The 18,764-nt window shown below is 68.4% G+C and carries 18 protein-coding genes; 11 read left to right on the top strand and 7 right to left on the bottom strand.

The features are described 5' to 3' along the window. Nucleotides 1–272: 272 nt before the first annotated feature. The 3 genes from ACWEQQ_RS03130 (at nt 273) to ACWEQQ_RS03120 (ending at nt 3,119) form a co-directional block, all read left to right on the top strand. Nucleotides 273–1,217: a hypothetical protein gene (locus tag ACWEQQ_RS03130; protein WP_452346945.1), complete on the top strand. Its 945-nt coding sequence runs from the start codon at nt 273–275 to the stop codon at nt 1,215–1,217. A gap of 161 nt (nt 1,218–1,378) precedes the next feature. Then, nucleotides 1,379–1,960 (top strand): sigma-70 family RNA polymerase sigma factor, encoded by a 582-nt coding sequence (locus ACWEQQ_RS03125; protein WP_213557917.1) that lies wholly within the window; start codon nt 1,379–1,381, stop codon nt 1,958–1,960. Then, entirely contained in the window at nt 1,953–3,119 is a 1,167-nt protein-coding gene (locus tag ACWEQQ_RS03120) for an anti-sigma-D factor RsdA (RefSeq protein ID WP_452346944.1), read from the top strand. Before ACWEQQ_RS03125 ends, ACWEQQ_RS03120 begins: the two co-directional genes overlap by 8 nt. Before the next feature lie 122 nt (nt 3,120–3,241). Here the strand turns inward: ACWEQQ_RS03120 and ACWEQQ_RS03115 are convergent, their stop codons facing one another. Beyond that, complete coding sequence (locus tag ACWEQQ_RS03115; RefSeq protein WP_029923780.1) at nt 3,242–3,655, bottom strand: DUF5319 domain-containing protein; 414 nt, start codon at nt 3,653–3,655, stop codon at nt 3,242–3,244. A 389-nt stretch (nt 3,656–4,044) separates the two neighbouring features. Between ACWEQQ_RS03115 and guaB the strand changes: the two genes are divergently transcribed. Then, nucleotides 4,045–5,589: an IMP dehydrogenase gene (gene guaB / locus ACWEQQ_RS03110; RefSeq protein ID WP_354830311.1), complete on the top strand. Its 1,545-nt coding sequence runs from the start codon at nt 4,045–4,047 to the stop codon at nt 5,587–5,589. A gap of 172 nt (nt 5,590–5,761) precedes the next feature. Continuing rightward, nucleotides 5,762–6,895 carry a GuaB3 family IMP dehydrogenase-related protein gene (locus ACWEQQ_RS03105; protein ID WP_452346943.1) on the top strand — a complete coding sequence of 378 codons (1,134 nt, stop codon included), beginning with the start codon at nt 5,762–5,764 and terminating at the stop codon, nt 6,893–6,895. Between the two features lie 266 nt (nt 6,896–7,161). Here the strand turns inward: ACWEQQ_RS03105 and ACWEQQ_RS03100 are convergent, their stop codons facing one another. Beyond that, complete coding sequence (locus ACWEQQ_RS03100; RefSeq protein ID WP_452338426.1) at nt 7,162–7,986, bottom strand: alpha/beta fold hydrolase; 825 nt, start codon at nt 7,984–7,986, stop codon at nt 7,162–7,164. Between the two features lie 450 nt (nt 7,987–8,436). On the opposite strand from ACWEQQ_RS03100, the gene guaA reads away from it, so the two are divergent. Then, nucleotides 8,437–10,002 (top strand): glutamine-hydrolyzing GMP synthase, encoded by a 1,566-nt coding sequence (gene guaA / locus ACWEQQ_RS03095; protein ID WP_452346942.1) that lies wholly within the window; start codon nt 8,437–8,439, stop codon nt 10,000–10,002. Between the two features lie 282 nt (nt 10,003–10,284). On the opposite strand, the gene ACWEQQ_RS03090 is transcribed toward guaA, so the two are convergent. From ACWEQQ_RS03090 to ACWEQQ_RS03075, 4 genes are all read right to left on the bottom strand, one after another. Next, nucleotides 10,285–10,491, bottom strand: coding sequence for a hypothetical protein (locus ACWEQQ_RS03090; protein WP_354830305.1), 207 nt, complete (start codon nt 10,489–10,491; stop codon nt 10,285–10,287). Beyond that, complete coding sequence (locus tag ACWEQQ_RS03085) at nt 10,484–12,355, bottom strand: PspC domain-containing protein (protein ID WP_452346941.1); 1,872 nt, start codon at nt 12,353–12,355, stop codon at nt 10,484–10,486. The genes ACWEQQ_RS03090 and ACWEQQ_RS03085 overlap by 8 nt, the downstream gene beginning before the upstream one ends. A 116-nt stretch (nt 12,356–12,471) precedes the next feature. After that, complete coding sequence (locus tag ACWEQQ_RS03080; protein ID WP_452338429.1) at nt 12,472–13,065, bottom strand: MspA family porin; 594 nt, start codon at nt 13,063–13,065, stop codon at nt 12,472–12,474. Nucleotides 13,066–13,255: 190 nt separating this feature from the next. Further along, entirely contained in the window at nt 13,256–14,248 is a 993-nt protein-coding gene (locus ACWEQQ_RS03075; protein WP_452347084.1) for an AraC family transcriptional regulator ligand-binding domain-containing protein, read from the bottom strand. A 180-nt stretch (nt 14,249–14,428) separates the two neighbouring features. On the opposite strand from ACWEQQ_RS03075, the gene ACWEQQ_RS03070 reads away from it, so the two are divergent. From ACWEQQ_RS03070 to ACWEQQ_RS03050, 5 genes are all read left to right on the top strand, one after another. Further along, nucleotides 14,429–15,010 (top strand): UbiX family flavin prenyltransferase, encoded by a 582-nt coding sequence (locus tag ACWEQQ_RS03070; RefSeq protein ID WP_452338431.1) that lies wholly within the window; start codon nt 14,429–14,431, stop codon nt 15,008–15,010. 22 nt (nt 15,011–15,032) lie between these two features. Beyond that, the gene (locus ACWEQQ_RS03065; protein WP_452338432.1) at nt 15,033–16,526 is read left to right on the top strand and encodes a UbiD family decarboxylase; all 1,494 of its coding nucleotides are present in this window, start codon (nt 15,033–15,035) and stop codon (nt 16,524–16,526) included. Between the two features lie 31 nt (nt 16,527–16,557). Beyond that, a complete protein-coding gene (locus ACWEQQ_RS03060; RefSeq protein WP_452338433.1) occupies nt 16,558–16,968 on the top strand; it encodes a DUF3224 domain-containing protein in 411 nt (136 codons plus the stop codon). Nucleotides 16,969–16,985: 17 nt separating this feature from the next. Next, the gene (locus ACWEQQ_RS03055; RefSeq protein ID WP_452338434.1) at nt 16,986–17,729 is read left to right on the top strand and encodes an SDR family oxidoreductase; all 744 of its coding nucleotides are present in this window, start codon (nt 16,986–16,988) and stop codon (nt 17,727–17,729) included. Nucleotides 17,730–17,909: 180 nt separating this feature from the next. Further along, nucleotides 17,910–18,122, top strand: coding sequence for a DUF397 domain-containing protein (locus ACWEQQ_RS03050; protein ID WP_452346940.1), 213 nt, complete (start codon nt 17,910–17,912; stop codon nt 18,120–18,122). Between the two features lie 60 nt (nt 18,123–18,182). On the opposite strand, the gene ACWEQQ_RS03045 is transcribed toward ACWEQQ_RS03050, so the two are convergent. After that, complete coding sequence (locus ACWEQQ_RS03045; RefSeq protein WP_354830292.1) at nt 18,183–18,566, bottom strand: VOC family protein; 384 nt, start codon at nt 18,564–18,566, stop codon at nt 18,183–18,185. Between the last annotated feature and the right edge of the window lie 198 nt (nt 18,567–18,764).

Raw genomic sequence — 18,764 nt, 5'->3', positions numbered from 1 at the left:
CGATACCTGTCACTCGATCTATGCAAGAGTCTCGATCAGAGTGATCTCAGCCATTGGACATCTCGCGCTGAGTAGGGTAGAGATGGCCGATTCGCGGCCGTCAGGTTAATAGCGCGAAACGCTATACGAATTCCTTACGGGCGTGCTGGGCGATAGCGAGAACAGATTTACGGAGTGGAAACACAAAGGCGCTGGTGAATGCTGATCGATAGCTGGGGGCCTATGGTATGGCAGCTGCCCGCACTTGCCCCGGCACTGGTTACAGTGCGGCTGTGCCTGTGCTCGAAGTGAACTCCGAACTCGCCGACGCCGCTTTCGGCGCCACGCCAGAACGCGCTGCCACCGGTTTGCCCGCGGCCGCCGACGCCGCCGAATCCTGGATGCGAGCAGTCTCGCTCAGTGGAATCGGACACTACGCCGCCGCGCGCGCCGAGCTCGCCCGCGCCCGCCGCGCCACCACCGACCCCGCGCTGCTGTCGCTCACCCACAGCACCGAGGCTTCGTTGCTGCGCCAGCTCGGCTGGCACGGCGACGCCGCCGTGGCCGACGGCCGCGCGGCCGCCCTCGCCCTGCCCGCCGTCGCCGGCGATCGTGCTCCCGTGGCCGCGCCCGCCGCGACCCCGGCGGAAATCAGGCGCGCCGAAGCGGTTTGCGATGCGTTGACCGGACTCGCCGCCGATGCTCTCGGCACCCTCCGCCCGGCGCTTGCCGCCCGGCTGCTGGATCGTTGCCGTAAACACCTCGACGTTCATCTGACCGATGCCCCGAGTGCGTGGCGCCCGCGTGTCCGTCTGCACTGGGTGGCTGCCGAGACGGCGCTGTCGGCCCCCGGCTCCGGTTTGATCTCCGTTCCCGCGGCCGAGCTCGCGGCCGGCGGTCGCCCGGCTCCGGCCGATCCCGCCCTGGCCCACGCCGAGGCCGCCCTCGCTCTCGCGGAAAACTCGCCCTCGCTGCGGCATCGAGTGAAATCCCGGCTACTGCTGGCCGCCGCCAGCGCCGCCGCGGGCGACCTCGACCGATCCCGGGCTCTCGCAACCGAAGTCGATCGCGCCTGCGCCGAACATGAGCTACTGCCGCTGCGCTGGGCCTGCGCCATGCTGCGCTCCGGCGTCGAACCCGGAGGTGACGGCGCGATCGTGGCCGCCGAGTGCGCGCGGTTGCTGGACGCTCGCGGCGGGCGATTGCGTTCGGCCAGCGGCCTTCTCGGCCATCCCTGAGCGCCCTCCGGGACTTCCCTGAGTCGTCCCGGAGAAGGACCCCGTAACAGCTGGCATCAATGCGCCAGCCGCTATTGTTGGACCGTTCCGCCCCCATCGGCGGAAGCACCGGCTCTCCCGCCGCCGTGCCACTCTCGAAAACGCCAGGAACAGCTCTGACGATGAACAACACGGGTGAGGAGTTGGATCCCGCAGTCGTCGCTGCCGCAGCGCAGGGCGACCGGGCGGCCCTTTCCCAGGTACTGGTGAGCATCCGCCCCCTCGTGGTGCGGTATTGCCGTGCGCGCATCGGATCGGCCGAACGTGGCCAGCTCTCCGCTGACGACGTCGCGCAGGAGGTTTGTCTGGCCGTCATGACCGCCCTCCCCAGGTACCAGGATCAGGGTCGGCCGTTCATGGCTTTCGTCTACGGCATCGCCTCGCACAAGGTCGCAGACGCCCACAGAAATTCCGCCCGTAACAAGGCGGACGCCATGGCCGAAGTACCGGATGTCATATCCACCGACCAGGGACCGGAGCAGCGAGCTCTCGAATCCGAAACGAGCCGGCAGATGAACGCTCTGCTGGCGACCTTGCCGGAAAAGCATCGAGAAATCCTGATCCTTCGCCTGGTCATGGGTCTGTCGGCTGAAGAAACTGCAGTCGCCGTGGGCAGTACGGCGGGTGCTATACGAGTCGCCCAGCACCGGGCACTCGCGAAACTCAAGTCTCAAGTGGCGAGGGCAGGTGAAATGTATGGCTAGGGATGGCGAGCGCGGTCGGGGCGACTGGAAGGCGCGACCTGGATCGCAGAACAGCGGTCCCTACGCCGAGGCGTCCGGTGATACCGGGCCGGTGGACATTGCCGCGGTGCGACGCGACGATGCACTGATCGACGCCATCTCCGGCGACGGCCCCGTGCAGACGGGTACTTCGGAGGAGTATCAGCTCGCCGCTTTGCTGGCGGACTGGCGCGCGGAGATCGTGGCCGAGCCGTTGCCGGCCGGACCGGACCTGGATGCCATTGTCGCCGCGGTCAACCAGGAGATCGGCGCACGGCAGGCCAGAATCGGCGCGTCGAATCGCGGGCGACTAAGGCTCGTCCGGCCCATCCTGGGTGCGGCGGCGGCCATGGCACTCGTCATCGGAGGTCTGACGGCGTTCTCCTACAACGCGAGTCCCGGCGATCCGCTCTGGCGGGTCAAGGAGGTCGTGTTCAGCGAACAGGCCCAATCAACGGTTGTCTCGCGGGCGGACAGTGATCTGGTGCAGGCGCAGCAGCTCATCGCGCAGGGCAAGGCCGACGAGGCCAAGCCGCTGATGGAGCGTGCCGCCGACAATGCCTCCCAGGTCAACGACTCCGGCAAGAAGGACAACCTGACCGACCGCTGGCAGCAGCTGTACGCGGTGCTGCAGCAGAAGGCGCCCGAGGTGGCCAGCTCGCTGGCGTCGATCGCCCCGACCAGCAGCACCACCAAGGTGCCGGCCGTGACGACCACGCCGAATCAGCCGGTGCCGCCGGTGAATCCGCCGACCAAGACGGATGGCAGCCCGTCGACGACCGTCGATTCGCGGCCGGTCGAAACCGCGCCGAGCCCGAATCCGGGCGCCGGAGGCGGAATTTCGACGGTGCCGACCGTTCCGCCGGTGACCACCGTGCCCTCCCTGCCGCAGGAATCCGAACCGCCGGTGGTGCCGCCGACCGGTGGCGGCGGGAACCCGACGTCGGTCGTGGTTCCGAGCGGAGGCAATACCGGAGGCGGTACGACGGGTGGCGGTCCGACGAGTGGCGGTACCACGGGTGGCGGCCTGCAGCCGCCGCCGGTCGAAAAGCCCTCGCCCGTCGCGCCCGTCCCGTCCACGATCGTCCTGCCGACCGGCGGTGGCCTGCTGCCGCCGGTTCCGTTGCCGGGGACGCACTAGGACACCCCGCTTCACCCGATCGTCGTGCGCCGATCGGGTTTTCACGTCAGCGGGGCGGAACGGCCTTCGCGGGACATGCGAAAAGGGCCTGCATCCTTGGGATGCAGGCCCTTTTCGATGAATCAGACGTCGAACCCGTCGAATCCGTCGCCGTGCAGTGCCTCGTTCATGGAAGCGTCCGCGTAACCGCGGCAGTAGTCCCAGGTGACGTAGGCCTCGGGCGTCGGGTCGTAAGCGGGCTCGTGCGGTCGCACCGTGCCGTCCACCAGTAGCTGGAGGAGGTTGGCGCGCAACATGTCCCAGTCGTGGTAGTGATCCTGCCGGCAGTCCTCACAGCTGACCACGAGACCGCGGATGCCGCGGTGGGCCAGCAGCGCCTCGTAGACCGCGAGGTCGGCGAGATCCTCTTCGACCGCTAGGCGCTCGTGAGGATCCAGCGGCTCCCCCGGCTCGATGGCATCGAGCGCGGCCGACGGGTCGGAGGGGTCTCCGGCGAACGGATCCGGCGGCAAGCCAGGTGGTAGATGGTCACGCACAGTCCCACGGTACGCAGAACCACCCCATGTGCGCCAGCGCTGAAGGGGATTTGCCCTCACTTCGCTGGTGGTGCGGCGCACAGTGCGCTCTCGGTGTGGCGCGCGGTGTTGTCCTGGGCAGGCACAGTGGTTGTCCTGGGCAGGTGTCGTGATGTCGTGGCTGCCGACACAGTAATGGCACGGCCGGCAAACCGCAGCGGATGTGCTCGTCGATACGGCGCTGTCAGGCCCACTGACGCGGGGTCGGGCGGGGTGCGGCGTGGAATTGTCGAGCCGATACCATGGTTGACCAAAGGCCGGGTAGCAAACGCCGGCATTGCCATTCATCCACGCGTCCATCGGTGCCCGGTCCGGTGGATGTTGCCGAGGTCCAGGAGGGGTCGATCCGAATGAGCAGTCCCGTGACGGGCGAACGAAACACTGGCCGCCCCCATACGGGCGGCGACGATCCCGACAAGATCGCCATGCTCGGTCTCACCTTCGACGACGTGCTGTTGTTGCCCGCGGCCTCGGATCTGATTCCGAGCTCGGTCGACACCTCGAGCAAGCTGACGCGTGAGATCTCGCTGCGCACCCCGCTGGTGAGTTCGGCCATGGACACCGTCACCGAGGCGCGCATGGCCATCGCCATGGCGCGCGCGGGCGGTATGGGCGTGCTGCACCGCAATCTGTCGGTGGAGGCGCAGGCCGCGCAGGCCGAGACGGTGAAGCGGTCCGAGGCGGGCATGGTGACCGATCCGGTGACCTGTCGCCCCGATGACACGCTGGCCGAGGTCGACGCCATGTGCGCCCGCTTCCGCATCTCCGGTCTGCCGGTGGTGGACGAGCGCGGCATGCTGGTCGGCATCATCACCAACCGCGATATGCGGTTCGAGGTCGATCAGGACCGCAAGGTCGCCGAGGTGATGACCAAGGCGCCGCTGATCACCGCCCAGGAGGGCGTCACCGCCGAGGCCGCGCTGGGCCTGCTGCGCCGCCACAAGATCGAGAAGCTCCCGATCGTGGACGGCAGCGGCAAGTTGCGCGGCCTGATCACGGTGAAGGACTTCGTCAAGACCGAGCAGTACCCGAACGCCACCAAGGACCGTGACGGCCGCCTGCTGGTCGGCGCCGCGGTCGGTGTCGGCGAGGACGCCTGGGTCCGGGCCATGACGCTGGCCGAGGTCGGCGTGGACGTGCTGGTGGTCGACACCGCGCACGGTCACCAGTCGGGCGTGCTGCAGATGGTCTCCAAGGTCAAGGCCGAGGTCGGCGACCGGGTGCAGATCGTCGGCGGCAATGTCGCCACCCGCGCGGGCGCCCTGGCGCTGGTCGAGGCGGGCGTGGACGCGGTGAAGGTGGGTGTGGGCCCCGGCTCCATCTGCACCACGCGCGTGGTCGCCGGTGTCGGCGCGCCGCAGATCACCGCGATCCTGGAGGCCGTGGCGGCGTGCAAGCCGCACGGTGTGCCGGTCATCGCCGACGGTGGTGTGCAGTACTCCGGTGACATCGCCAAGGCCATCGCGGCCGGCGCCTCGACCGTCATGCTCGGTTCGCTGCTGGCCGGTACCGCCGAGTCGCCCGGCGATCTGATCCTGGTGGGCGGCAAGCAGTTCAAGAGCTACCGCGGTATGGGTTCGCTGGGCGCCATGCAGGGTCGCGGCGAGGCCAAGTCGTACTCCAAGGACCGCTACTTCCAGGACGACGTGCTCTCGGAGAAGAAGCTGGTGCCCGAGGGCATCGAGGGCCGGGTGCCGTTCCGCGGCCCGCTGGATCAGGTCATCCACCAGCTGGTGGGCGGTCTGCGCGCGGCCATGGGCTACACCGGTTCGCAGAGCATCACCGATCTGCAGGCGGCGCAGTTCGTGCAGATCACGGCGGCGGGCCTGAAGGAGTCGCACCCGCACGACATCACCATGACCGTCGAGGCTCCCAACTACACCACCCGTTCGTAGCCGGACATAACCGGCAAATACCAACGCCCACAAGGTTCGCGGCGCGTCTCGTTCTGGACTGACGGAGCGGGGGAGCGAAGCGGAGGAGCGGAGAAGGGAAGAACGAGACTTCCAGCGCCGCGAACCCGCCCGGAGCGAAGCGGAGGGCAAATCAGACACAGGAGGACTGACGATGCGCGATATGGTCGAGATCGGCATGGGCCGGACCGCCCGGCGCACCTACGAACTGGACGATATCGACATCGTTCCGTCCCGTCGGACCCGCTCGTCCAAGCAGGTGTCGCTGTCCTGGCAGCTGGACGCCTACCGCTTCGAGATCCCGTTCCTGGCGCATCCCACCGACGCGCTGGTGTCGCCGGAGTTCGCCATCGAGCTGGGTAAGGCCGGCGGTCTGGGCGTCATCAATGGTGAGGGCCTGTGGGCCCGGCACACCGATGTGGCCGCCAAGATCCAGCAGCTGACCGAGGTCGGCGAGAAGGAGGGCACCGAGGCCGCGGTGGCGCTGCTGCAGGAGCTGCACGCCGCCCCGATGCAGCCGGATCTGCTGGCCGCCGCGGTCGCGCAGGTGCGTGCGGCCGGTGTCACCACCGCGGTGCGGGTGAGCCCGCAGAACGCGCGAGCGCTGACCCCGGCGCTGGTGCAGGCGGGCATCGACCTGCTGGTGGTGCACGGCACCATCATCTCGGCCGAGCACGTGGGCGACGGTGAGCCGTTGAACATGAAGACCTTCATCGCCGAGCTGGATGTGCCGGTGGTGGCGGGCGGCGTGTCCGATCACCGCACCGCGCTGCACCTGATGCGCACCGGCGCGGCGGGCGTCATCGTCGGCTACGGCTCCATGCAGGGCGCCACCACCACGGGTGAGGTGCTCGGCATCGGGGTTCCGATGGCCACCGCCATAGCCGACGCCGCGGCCGCGCGTCGCGACTATCTGGACGAGACCGGCGGGCGCTACGTGCACGTCATCGCCGACGGCGAGACGCTGACCTCGGGCCACATCGCCAAGGCGATCGCCTGTGGCGCGGACGCGGTCATGCTGGGCGTGCCGCTGGCCATGGCGCGGGAGACCCCGGGCAACGGCTGGTACTGGCCGTCGGCCGCCGCGCATCCGTCGGTGCCGCGTGGCGCGGTGCTGCCGTACGCCGTCGACGAGGAGCGCGTCCCGCTGGACCAGGTCCTCTACGGCCCCTCCAACGACCCGTTCGGTTCGCTGAATCTGGTTGGCGGCCTGCGTCGTTCGATGGCGAAGACCGGCTACAGCGACCTCAAGGAATTCCAGAAGGTCGGTTTGAACATTCGCGCCTGACCACAGAGCACGGCCTCGCGCCCTTGTGCATTCACCCGAATGTGCAAGGGCGCGAACTGTATCCGACGTCCGTGCCACCGGTTGACTTCGGCCGCTGTCGAAGTCCTGGATCGGTCTCCGCCGCCTCCCCGTGCCTTCAGCGCCCGGCTCGGGAGCCGTCGACGGTCGTGCATGCGTGCCGGCGGTCGGGTGCCGAAACGATTTTGGACGTGCCCGACGAGTTACCCGGATCGGTACGAAATCAGTTGTCACCTTTGCGAACGGAGTCAACGGCTCCCGAGCTGGGCGCTGAAAGCGCGGGGCGGCGGGGGAGTCAAGTCGCGGAGGAATTCTCGGACCGCGGTGTTGACGGCCACGGGGTGGGTCATGTTCACCGTTTGCCGGGCGCCTTCGATTTCGAGGTAGTGGGCATTGGGGAGGCGGTCGGCGAGTTCGCGGGCGTGGGAGCGGGGGACGCCGGAGCGGGTGGGGTGGATGACCAAAGCGGGGCAGGTGATTTCGGATAGTCGGTCCAGGACCGAGTCGCGGCCCAGCAGGGCGCCGGCGGCCACCTCGGTGGCAGTGGGGTCGCGGGCGAGCCAGCGTTTCACCCAGACGGCGCGGTACCAGTCGTCGTCGCCGATGAGCCAGCGGGCCAGGTATTCGGCGAGGGCCGGGCGGGGCCCGTCCTCATACCATTTGTCGAGGAACCTACGGGCGTTGGCGAGTTCGGCCGGGGTGGGTTCGTGCGCCTCGCTGGAGAGCAGGACGAGGGCGGCGACGCGGCCGGGGGCCAGCAGCGCGGTGCGCAGGGCGATGAAGCCGCCTTGCGAAATCCCGCCCACCACGGCGCGTTCCGCGCCGAGCTGATCCAGTACGGTCAGCGCGTCCCGGGCGGAGGTCCAGTACGTGAACGGCAGCCCCTCGTCGCGGGTGCGGCCGTGCCCGCGCGCATCCCAGGTCACGATCCGGAACTCTGGTGTCAGCGCCGCCTGTTGCGACGCGAACATCGTTCGGTCCATGAGGAATTCGTGCCCCAACAGCACCACCGGGCCTCCGCCCCCGCTGTCCTCGTAGTGGATCTCGGCATCGATCGCACGGGCGAATGGCACGAGGTAGAGGATAGCCAGCACCGGTGACAATCCGGCGAGCTTTCCTGCGCACCGCGACGCTCGGTGCGACGGGTCGGCCGTGTCCCGACGCGACTGGCCGAGGTTCGCGAGGAATGGGCCGGAAGTCCCTATCGGTGACCCACCCGACGCGAATACCGTCCCGATGCCACCACTTCCGGGCCGGGCGCGGCCGCCGCTGCCGAGGCCGCGGCGGACCTCGGCCCGGGGTGGAGGTCCATCCCCCCTCCCCGAGACTTCGGCGGGCGGCTCGGTGCCGTTGACTGCCACGCACCCGGGCCGGCGGCTGGGTGCCGAACCGAATTTGGACGTACCCGGTGAGTTACCCGCCTCTCACAAGATCAGTTGCCACCTACCGATCCGCAGGTATATCCAGCGGAGACCAAAGGCCGGGGAGGCGTGGTCAATGTGATGTGTATCGCTCACTAGACTATGGCCGTGGCAGAAACCCAGCGACCAGTCCTTGTCGTCGACTTCGGCGCGCAGTACGCGCAGTTGATCGCGCGCCGGGTGCGCGAAGCGAGTGTGTATTCCGAGGTGGTTCCGCACACGATCACCGTGGAGGAGATCGCGGAGAAGAACCCCCTCGCGGTGATTCTCTCCGGCGGGCCGAGCAGCGTGTACACCGAGGGCGCGCCGCAGCTGGACGCGCGGCTGTTCGATCTGGAGTTGCCGGTCTTCGGTATCTGCTACGGATTCCAGGCCATGGCGCAGGCGCTCGGCGGGACGGTGGCGCACACCGGGACTCGCGAGTACGGCCGCACCGAGCTGAGCGTGGACGGCGGCATCCTGCACGGCGGCCTGCCGACCCGGCAGCCGGTGTGGATGAGCCACGGCGATGCCGTCACCGATGCCCCCGCCGGGTTCGAGGTGACCGCGACCTCCGCGGGCGCACCGGTCGCCGCGTTCGAGGATCGGGCGCGCAAGCTGGCGGGTGTGCAGTACCACCCGGAGGTGCTGCACTCGCCGCACGGCCAGCAGGTGCTGAGCCGGTTCCTGCACGAGATCGCCGAGATTCCGGGCGCGTGGACGCCCGCCAATATCGCCGACGCGCTGATCGCCCAGGTGCGCGAGCAGGTCGGGGACGGGCACGCCATCTGCGGGTTGTCCGGCGGCGTGGACTCCGCGGTGGCGGCGGCGCTGGTGCAGCGGGCCATCGGTGATCGCCTCACCTGTGTGTTCGTCGATCACGGTCTGCTGCGCGCGGGTGAGCGTGAGCAGGTGCAGCGTGATTTCGTCGCCGCGACCGGGGCCAAGCTGGTCACCGTCGACGCGGTGGAGAAGTTCCTGGGTGAGCTGAAGGGCATCACCGATCCGGAGGAGAAGCGCAAGATCATCGGCCGGGAGTTCATCCGGTCGTTCGAGGACGCGGTCTCCGAGGTGGTCGGCGAGCAGGGCGAGACCAAGGTCGAGTTCCTGGTGCAGGGCACGCTGTACCCGGACGTCGTGGAGTCCGGCGGCGGTGCGGGCACCGCGAACATCAAGAGCCACCACAATGTCGGCGGTCTGCCCGACGATCTGGAGTTCGCGCTCGTCGAGCCGCTGCGGCTGCTGTTCAAGGACGAGGTGCGCGCGGTCGGCCGCGAGCTGGGCCTGCCGGAGGAAATCGTTGCGCGCCAGCCGTTCCCGGGTCCGGGTCTGGCGATCCGCATCATCGGTGAGGTGACCCACGACCGGCTGGAGCTGCTGCGCCAGGCGGATGCCATTGCGCGCGAGGAGCTTACGGCCGCCGGTCTGGACAAGTCGATCTGGCAGTGCCCGGTGGTGTTGCTGGCCGATGTCCGCAGCGTGGGCGTGCAGGGCGACGGCCGCACCTACGGCCACCCGATCGTGCTGCGCCCGGTCTCCAGCGAGGACGCCATGACGGCCGACTGGACCCGCCTGCCCTACGACGCGCTGGAGCGCATCTCCACCCGCATCACCAATGAGGTGGCGGAGGTCAACCGCGTGGTGCTCGACGTGACGAGCAAGCCGCCGGGGACCATCGAATGGGAGTGAAAACGTCCCGCTGACACCAAGATGGCCCGCACCTGGCTGGTGCGGGCCATCTTGTTTCTCTCGTCTCCCAGAGTGACAACTGATTTCGTGCCGTCCGGGGTAACTCGTCGGGCACGCCCGAAATCGGTTCGGCACTCGACCGCCGGCACGCGTGTGCGACGGTCAACGGCACCTGAGCTGTGCGCTGAAGTGTCGGGGAGGCGGGGGAGCCTTCTCGGAAGGGCAGTTCCCAGAAGGAGTGTGCGCTACCCCGGCGAGGGAAGGGGCAGCGCGGTCGGCTCGCTAGTCCCGGTTCTTCCTCGGGGTGAGAACCAGGACGATGCCGACGACTATGGCGGCGATCACCACGATCCAGCCCAGGGACAGTCCGCCGGAGACGGGCCAGAAGTGGGGGCCGACGAAGGCCCACACGCTCACGCCCAGGCCCAGCAGGCCGGCCAGCAGGAGTCCGAACGAGGGACGACGGTTCTTGTTCTGGTTCTCAGCCACGGTTCACCTCCGCATTTCCCATCTGCACATCGACGGTCAGGTTCAGGACGGGACCCGTCGCCGGGCCGGACATTCCGCTCAGGCAATTCGAATCACCCATGCGGACAGTGCATGTCGTATTGACGCGCAGGTTGGGCGGCAGCACCACGCGGGCGTCGCCCATGCGGACCTTCACCGCGACGTCGCGGTCCTCGGTCAGCTGCAGCCTGCTCAGGTCGAGGGTGCCCGAACCCATGCTGACGTGGTACTCGGGCAGGAGCTCGGAAGCCGTTGCGGCGGCCCACCGGTGGTCGCCCATCGCGCCCTGATCGAATTCGATGGGACCCACCAGCGAGGCCAGGATGACGAATCCGGCCAGCGGGGCGAGGAGCACCATGAGGCCGTGGCCGCGGCGCAGGAACGCGCCGATGATCAGACCGAGCGCGATCACCGCGAGGGCCGCGGACCCGATCCGGGCCGGGGTCATCCAGTCCACGCCCGAGGCGGCCACGGAACCCGCTGCGGCGGCGGCCAGGATCGCGAGGCCGATGGTGACCGCGGTCAGCCGGGAGCGCGGCCGGCGCGGGGGCGCCTGCACGGCGGTCTGCTGCAGCGGCATGCCCGGCTCGGGGAGCTCCCAGGCCAGCGGGGCCACGCCGAGCGGATCCCAGCCGGGCGGGGTGGGCCCGAAGTCGGGGGAGATGGGCGCGGGCCCGAATCCGGCCCGGGGGCGATCGGCGGCCGACGGAATCTGGTGCAGCACACGGGGTTCGCCGATCTGGGGGAGGGCGGGCGTCTCGTTTCCGCCGGTGTTCCCGTCGTCGGTCGGTGCGGGGTTGTTCGGGGCAGGCGTGGCAGGGGATCCGGGCTTGCTCATGTCGACCGGTGCGGCCGGATCTGTGCTGCCGGGCTGCCCGGAATCCGCCCGCTGGCTCCCGGCCGTGCCCTGATCCGGGGTCCCGGTCCGGGCGGCGTCGGCCGGCTCTCCGGAAGTGCCCGGGCCCGAGGGGGATCCGGACTTATGTAGCACCACGGTGTCGGCCACGGAGGATGCTGGGGCGTAGCGCGTATCGAGCACCTCGGTTACCGCGGCGTCCGGAAGATGCTGCGGGGTAGGCGATTCCGGGTGCAGGACGGCGGTGCCGGCGTCGGGCGGGTTGGCGCGGAGTACCGCTGTGCCGGCGTCGCCGCCCGGGGCGGGCTGCTGTTCCGTGCCGGGCGGCGACATGGGCTGGGCGGCAGCGGATTCCGGCGCGGGCGCCTGGTTCGGATCGGGCTCGTAGTGGTCCGGGAGGGTGGTGTACGGGCCGTAGGTCTGGAAGGTGACGGCGTTGGCGCCCGGGTAGCCGGTCCAGTACGGGTTGGTGGTACCGGGGTAGCCGGTGTTGAGGAGGCTGTCGGCGGCCGTCTGGTCGAAATAGGCGGCGGGCGGCTGGGTTTGGCGCTGGTAGAGCAGCCACCAGCCGGCCAGCATGAGCGCGAAGCTGATGACGCCGGACCCGCCGAGCCCGACGCCGACGGGTCCCATCGTGCTCACGGCGATCCCCAACGCCACCATGAGCACGATGGTCCGGGACGAGTTCTGCGAGGACTGGCCGCGGCCGAACAGCGATTCCGCCGGCGAGGACTGGTCGCCCGCCTGCGGGAGCAGCAGCCAGCCGAGCAGGTAGAGCACGATGCCCGCGCCGCCGAACAGCGCCGACACCACGAACGCCACCCGCACCAGGACGGGGTCCACGTTGTAGCGGCGGCCGAAGCCGACGGCGACGCCCGCGAGCGGTCCGTCCTTCGGGAAGCGCACCGGCCGGGTCTGCCACAGATCGTGAAGCTGATCGGAGAAGCCGGTACGCCCGGCGCTCTTGGACCAGTCGCTCGTTCTCGTCATGGCTTCCATCGTGCTGTTCGGCGTTGTCCGGGCGCATCGGGGATCACCCTGAATGGGTACCTGAACTTCGGCCCGGAGCCGTGCCCTACCGGCGGCGATGGGTGCGGTCCCGGGCCCTACAGGGTGATGGGGTCGCCGTACACCGCGCCGCTGCCGCCGTCGGGTCCGGAGTCGGCGCTGATGAGCGTGTAGGGCCGGATGGTGAGTGGTCCGCCGCAGTCGCCGACCATGAGGTGGAAGTCCTGGATCAGCAGTGTCCCGGTGCCGCCGTTGCCCGGCAGGTCCTTCTCCCCGGCGACCACGTCGGCGATCTTGCCCGGGGCGATGGAGATGTCGACGCCGACGCCGCCGGTGACCGTGGGTCCGACGCTGAGGTCGACGCCGGCGTGCGGGCCGAGCGAGGTGTCGAGCCCGGCAGTGGCGGTGACGGTCGGGTTGAGGTCGAGTTCCGGGTCGATGTGCAACTTGGCGTCGATGTCCGCCTGGCAGGCCACGTAGTACCCGGTCTTCAGATGTCCGGTGGCTCCCGCGGGCACGGTCCCGTAGGAAGTGCTGTCCAGGAACACTTCTCGATTGGTCGGCATGCCGTTCAAGGGCGCGATCGGCCGGGCGTCCAGGTCCCGCTGTCCGACGGTGAACGCGAATCCGCTTGCCGTCGAATAGGTTTTCTCGTGCGGCGCGTAGGCCGCGCTGGCGTGTGCTGTGATCATTGCGTATCCGGCGGCTGCCGCGACAGCCGCCAGTACCCGTGCGCCCTGCATTGTTCTCCCCGCGATCCTGCCCAAATCTGCGGCACGCTGCGCGGGCCGTTGTCGATGATCAGCGGCGAATCTCCATGATCACTGCGGGTTTCCTGGGAGTCGGCTGTGGGGATCGATGGTAGGGCGGGCAGCTCGGTTGTCAGCTCGCCTGCTGCTCCTCGCCGGAGTCCCAGCGGCGAGCCGCGCGGCGCAGTGCGCGCACATCGGAATAGCCGAGACGGTGGGCCAGCGACGACTTGGTGGTGGTCTCGGCGGCCTGCCGGGCCACCGTCTGCCGGGCGAGGTCCAGTTCGCGCCGCCAGGTGGTGCCGGATTCGGCCAGATGGCGTTGCAGGGTTCGCGGGCTCACGGTCAGGCATCGCGCGACGGCGTTCAGTGAGACGTCGTCCCCACCGAGCATCTCCCGTAGCGCCCGCCGCACCTGCTCCGGCCAGGAGAGCGCGTCGAGCAGCGGAGCCGACAGCGACTCCGCGTGCCCACGCACGATTTCCGCGAGTACCGGATCGGCGGTGCGCAGCGGCAACGCCAGGTCGCAGGCACGCAGCGTCACGCTGTCGAACGGGGCGCCAAAGTCGATGGCCGCAGTACCGAAGGCGTCGATGAACGCGCCCATGGCCCGAGGTGGCTGCTGTCGCAAGGTGATTCGGGTCGGGGTGATCGATGCCCCGCTGGCGTGCCGGATGCGAGCCAGCGTGCTGGCGTAGGCGGCCTGGATGGTCAGATCGGCGCCGCGCCCCTCGCCGTCGATCATCTCCAGCACCATGGTGTGCTCGCTGTCGCCCGAGTCCGGAGCCGACCTGTAGTGGTGATTGGTGGTGGCCATCAGCGCGCTGCTGCGCCGCACCGCGGCGAGCCCTTCGGCGACGGTGGCGGCGGTGCTGAACAGGTAGTCGAAGATGCCGAATCGGCCGATCCGGTACGTCGTGGCGATCCGCAATCCGACTTCCGGTGCATCCTGGCGGAATTCGGCGTTCTCCCACAGCCGCAGGTAAGCGCCGCTGGACACCATGCCGTGCTCGGTGGTCAGCACCGACTGTGGCAGGCCGGCGTCACGCAGCAGCATGCGCGTGTCGACTCCTTCGCCCGCCGTGTTCAGTACGCATCGGGCCAATACTGCGCTATAGGCGGGCACCGAATCGAACACATGGTCATCGTAAGCGCTGACCGGAATCCGACGCCCGGGTCACGCTCTCGGCGAAATCGGTGGTGGATCGCCTGCGCCGCGGCGGCCGGTCGAGGATGACGCATTCGGTTCCCTACCTGACATGAACGGTCCTTCTGCGAGTCGCCCCTGGTCGGCAACGCTGAGGCGGTGTCAGAGACTGGAACCGGGGAACCGCGGCGGCTGGTGGTGGGAATCAGCGGAGCGACCGGAATCGCCTATGGCATCCGGGCCTTGGAACTTGCGCGCAAGGCCGGGGTGCAGACCCATCTGGTGGTGACTCCCGCCGGGCAGCAGACCCGGGCCTACGAAACCGGGTTCAGCGCAAAGGATCTCGCGGCCATGGCCGACGTGGTCTACCGTCCCGCCGACATCGGGGCGGCCATCGCATCGGGCTCGTTCCGGACGGCGGGAATGCTGGTGGCGCCGTGCTCGATTCGCACGCTGTCGGCCATCGCCTACAGCAACGGTGACAACCTGCTCACCCGCGCGGCGGACGTGACCCTCAAGGAACGGCGCCGGCTGGTGCTGATGGTGCGCGAAACCCCGCTGACACTGGGCCATCTGCGCGCGATGACCGCGGTCACCGAATCCGGCGGCATCGTGATGCCGCCGGTGCCCGCCTTCTATCTGCGCCCCGACAGCATCGACGAACTGGTCGATCACACCGTCGGCCGGGCGCTGGATCTGTTCGGCATCGATCTACCGGATATGCCCCGCTGGGGCGAGTGACACCTCCTCGAAGGAATCATCCGTGAAACATCTGAAGAGCCTGCGCGAATTTCTCTCCGAGCTGGAGCGGATCGGCGAGCTGCAGACCATCGATCACGAGGTCGACTGGGATCTGGAGATCGGTGCGGTCACCCGGCGCTCCTACGATCTGCGGGCTCCCGCACCGCTTTTCACCAACGTCACCGGATACGGCGATACCGGGTTCCGGGTGCTGGGCGCCCCCGGCGCATTCAGCAGCGCCGAACATCAGTTGGCGCGCATCACGATGGCGCTCGGGCTACCCGCCGAGGCGAAGGGCCAGGAGCTGATGGAGGCGCTGGTCGAGGCCCGCAGCAAGCCGGGTATTCCGCCGGTGGAGGTACCCAGGGCGGGCGCTCCGTGCAAGCAGAACATCCTGCTCGGTGACGACGTCGACCTGACGATCTTCCCGACGCCGCGCATTCACGGCAACGACGGCGGTCGCTACATCGAGACCTGGGGAATCAATATCGCCCGGACCCCGGACGGGTCGTGGACGAACTGGTCGGTCAACCGCATGATGATCCACGACCGCAAGAGCCTGGCCTGTCTGATCGCTCCGGTGCAGCATCTGGGCATCGTCCGCTCGAAGTGGGCCGAGATCGGCAAGCCGATGCCGATCGTGCTGGCGCTGGGCGTGGAGCCGGGACTGCCGTTCGTCGGCGGAATGCCGTTGCCGGACGGCGTATCCGAGTGCGACTTCATCGGCGGCTATTTCGGTGAGGGCATCGAGGTGGTGCCGGCCGAGACGGTCGACCTGCTGGTGCCCGCGACCGCGGAGATCGTGATCGAAGGCTTCGTGTCGATCGACGAAACCGTCATGGAGGGCCCGTTCAACGAATTCCCGGGCTACAACGCCACTGTCGCTTCTCCGAAGGCGCGTTTCGATGTCACCGCGATCACCTATCGCGACGGTGCCATCCTGCCGGTGGTCGCCGCGGGCCCGCCGGTCGAGGAAGACCACACCTGCACCGCCACCATGCACGGCGCGGAACTGCTCTACCAATTGCGTCAGGCCGGGTTGCCGATCTCCTCGGCCTGGCACACCCCCGAGGCCGCCATGCACTGGCTGACCCTGTCGGTGCGCCAGGACTGGCACCGGACTCTCGGGATCTCCTCGGCCGAATTGGTACAGCGGGTCGCCGATGTGGCGTTCACCGGCAAGGCATCGGTCAACGCACCCAAGATCCTGCTGGTCGAGGACGATGTCGACATCACCAACCTCGACGAGGTGGTGTGGGCGTTCGCGACCCGGTCGCACCCCGACGTGGAGCGCGGTGAATTCCATTTCCCGCACAAGCTCAGCGACGACCTGCCGGTGTACCTCGACGACGAGGAGAAGCACACCTTCATGGCGGGCAAGGTGGTCTACAACTGCCTGCTCGCCGACCTCTACCCGGAGGGCAAGCGCCCGGTGAAGGGCAGCTTCGAAAACGGCTGGCCCGCAGAGATTCAGCAGCGCGTGCTGTCGAACTGGCAGAAGTACGGCTACCGCTGATCCGTATTCCGAGAAACGAAGGAGAAAATTGATGAGCAATCCCGAAACCACCCACGCCACCGGCCGGATCACCGTCCACAAGTACGAGCCGGCGGCCTACGAGGAGCCGGCCGAGGGCCCGGTGCTGACCCGGATCCACGTCGAGGAGAGCTTCAGTGGCGACATCTCCGGTGAGGGCGTGGTGGAGTTCCTGCAGTCCGCCAATGCGGACGGCAGCGCCAGCTTCGTCGGCATCGAGCGGGTCACCGGCACCATCGCCGGCCGGGCGGGCACCTTCCTGCTGCAGGACCAGGGCAGCGTCGCCGACAATATCGTCAGCGGTGAGTGGTTCGTGGTGCCCGAGTCGGGCACCGGCAAGCTGGCCGGCTTGCGGGGCACCGGTGGCTTCAAGGCCAACCTCGGTGAGAACGCCGAGATCTGGCTCGACTACTGGTTCGAGTAGAAGGTAAGGGACACCGCATGTCTGAATCACTGGCCGGCAGAACGGCCCTGGTGACCGGGGCGGCCACCGGTATCGGCACGGCCATCGCCCGCGCCCTGGCGGCCGCGGGCGCGCAGGTGGTGATCAATCACCCGCACACTCCCGAGCTCGCCAAAGCCGCTGTCGCCGAGATCGAATCGGCCGGCGGCAGCGCGATCGAGATCGCGGCGGATGTGACGAACGCGGACGAGTACCGGGCGATGGTGGAGCAGTTGCTCTCCGCCTTCGGCCGCTGGGACATCCTGGTGAACAATGCGGCGGTGGCCATCACCAAGCCGTTCGACCAGGTCACCTCCGAAGAGTTCGATCGCAGCTTCGCGGTGAACGTCAAGGGCGTGTTCCACGGTCTGCAGCTGGCCTGGGACCACCTGGCCGACGACGGGCGCATCATCACGATCTCGAGTTCGACGACCGGATTGATGTTGCCCGGCTACGCGGTCTACGACGCCACCAAGGGCGCGGTCGAACAGTTCACCCACATCCTGTCCAAGGATTTCGGCAAGCGCGGCATCAGCATCAATACCGTCAGCCCCGGCGCCACGGAGACCGAGACCTACCGGATCGGCAAGAGCGAACAGTTCCTCGCCGGCCTGGAAGCGTTGAGCGCCTTCGGCAGGCTCGGCCGGCCCGACGAGATCGCCGCCGTGGTCGCGTTTCTCGCCTCCGACGCGGGTGGCTGGGTGACCGCCCAGAACATCCGCGTCAACGGCGGCACGGTCTAGTACCGCCGCTGCCTTCAGGTGAGTGGGTGGCCTCGCCGGCCTTCGCGGTCGGCGAGGTCACCTTTCCCGCAATGGTTTTCGTGGCCGCAGGTATTCCGGCCACGAGACCCTCCGTCAGGCCGCCTTGGACGAGACAGCCTCTCGAAACCTGTTGAGACGGATCGCAAGGGAGTACGCACCGTGAACGTCCACCTGCCCAATGCACAGTGGTTCAAGAGCAGCTACAGCCAGGCCGGTGGGGAGTGTGTCGAGGTCGCGTTCCTGAATGGGGGGAAGGTCGGCGTTCGTGACTCGAAGGACGCCGATGGCCCGGCGCTGGTGTTCACGCCCGGCGAGTGGGATGTGTTCACCCGTTGCTTGGACAGCGGCGGGCTCGACTGCCCGAGGAGTTGACCGACAGTCGAAAGGTCAACGGCCCGTTCGATTTCGGGCCGTCGACCGTCGAGGCCGCGGTCATGCGGAGGTGGCGATCTTCCAGAGGTGGCCGTCGGGGTCGGCGATGTAGCCGAAGTAGCCACCCCATTGGGCGGCGGTGGCGGGCTTGACGATTGCGCCGCCGGAGGAGATGGCGGTGTCGATCACGGCGTCGACTTCCTCGGTGGTGTCGACGATGTGGTGGAAGGAGACGCCGCGGAAGCCGGTGCCCTCCGGGGAGACTCCGGCGTCGCCGGCGGCGTGGGCCACCGGGTAGATGCCGAGGGCGGAACCGCCGTCGAGTTCGAACGAGGCGAAGTTCGGGAAGTCCTGGCCGAGCTTCGCGCCGAGGGCGACGTAGAACTTCTTGGAACGCTCCATGTCGTCGACTGCCAGCATGATGGTGGTGACCTGCAGAGCCATTGTCTTCTCTTTCCTGCCGTTGTTTGCGGGTTCACTCTCTCGACCGGCCACGTCGGCCATATGTGACAGGCAGTGGCATGGATCACACCGGCGGAATTCGGGTGCGATCGGTCGAGTGAACTGCCTTCGGCGCCAAAGTTGTTACGCGCCTGCGTCATTCACAGCCAACTGGCACCGGACGCCGATCGTCCTCGCATC

This window comes from Nocardia sp. NPDC004123, assembly GCF_053603795.1.
The sequence above is the reverse complement of the archived record's forward strand: the minus strand, read 5'-3'. Positions and strand labels throughout refer to the sequence as shown.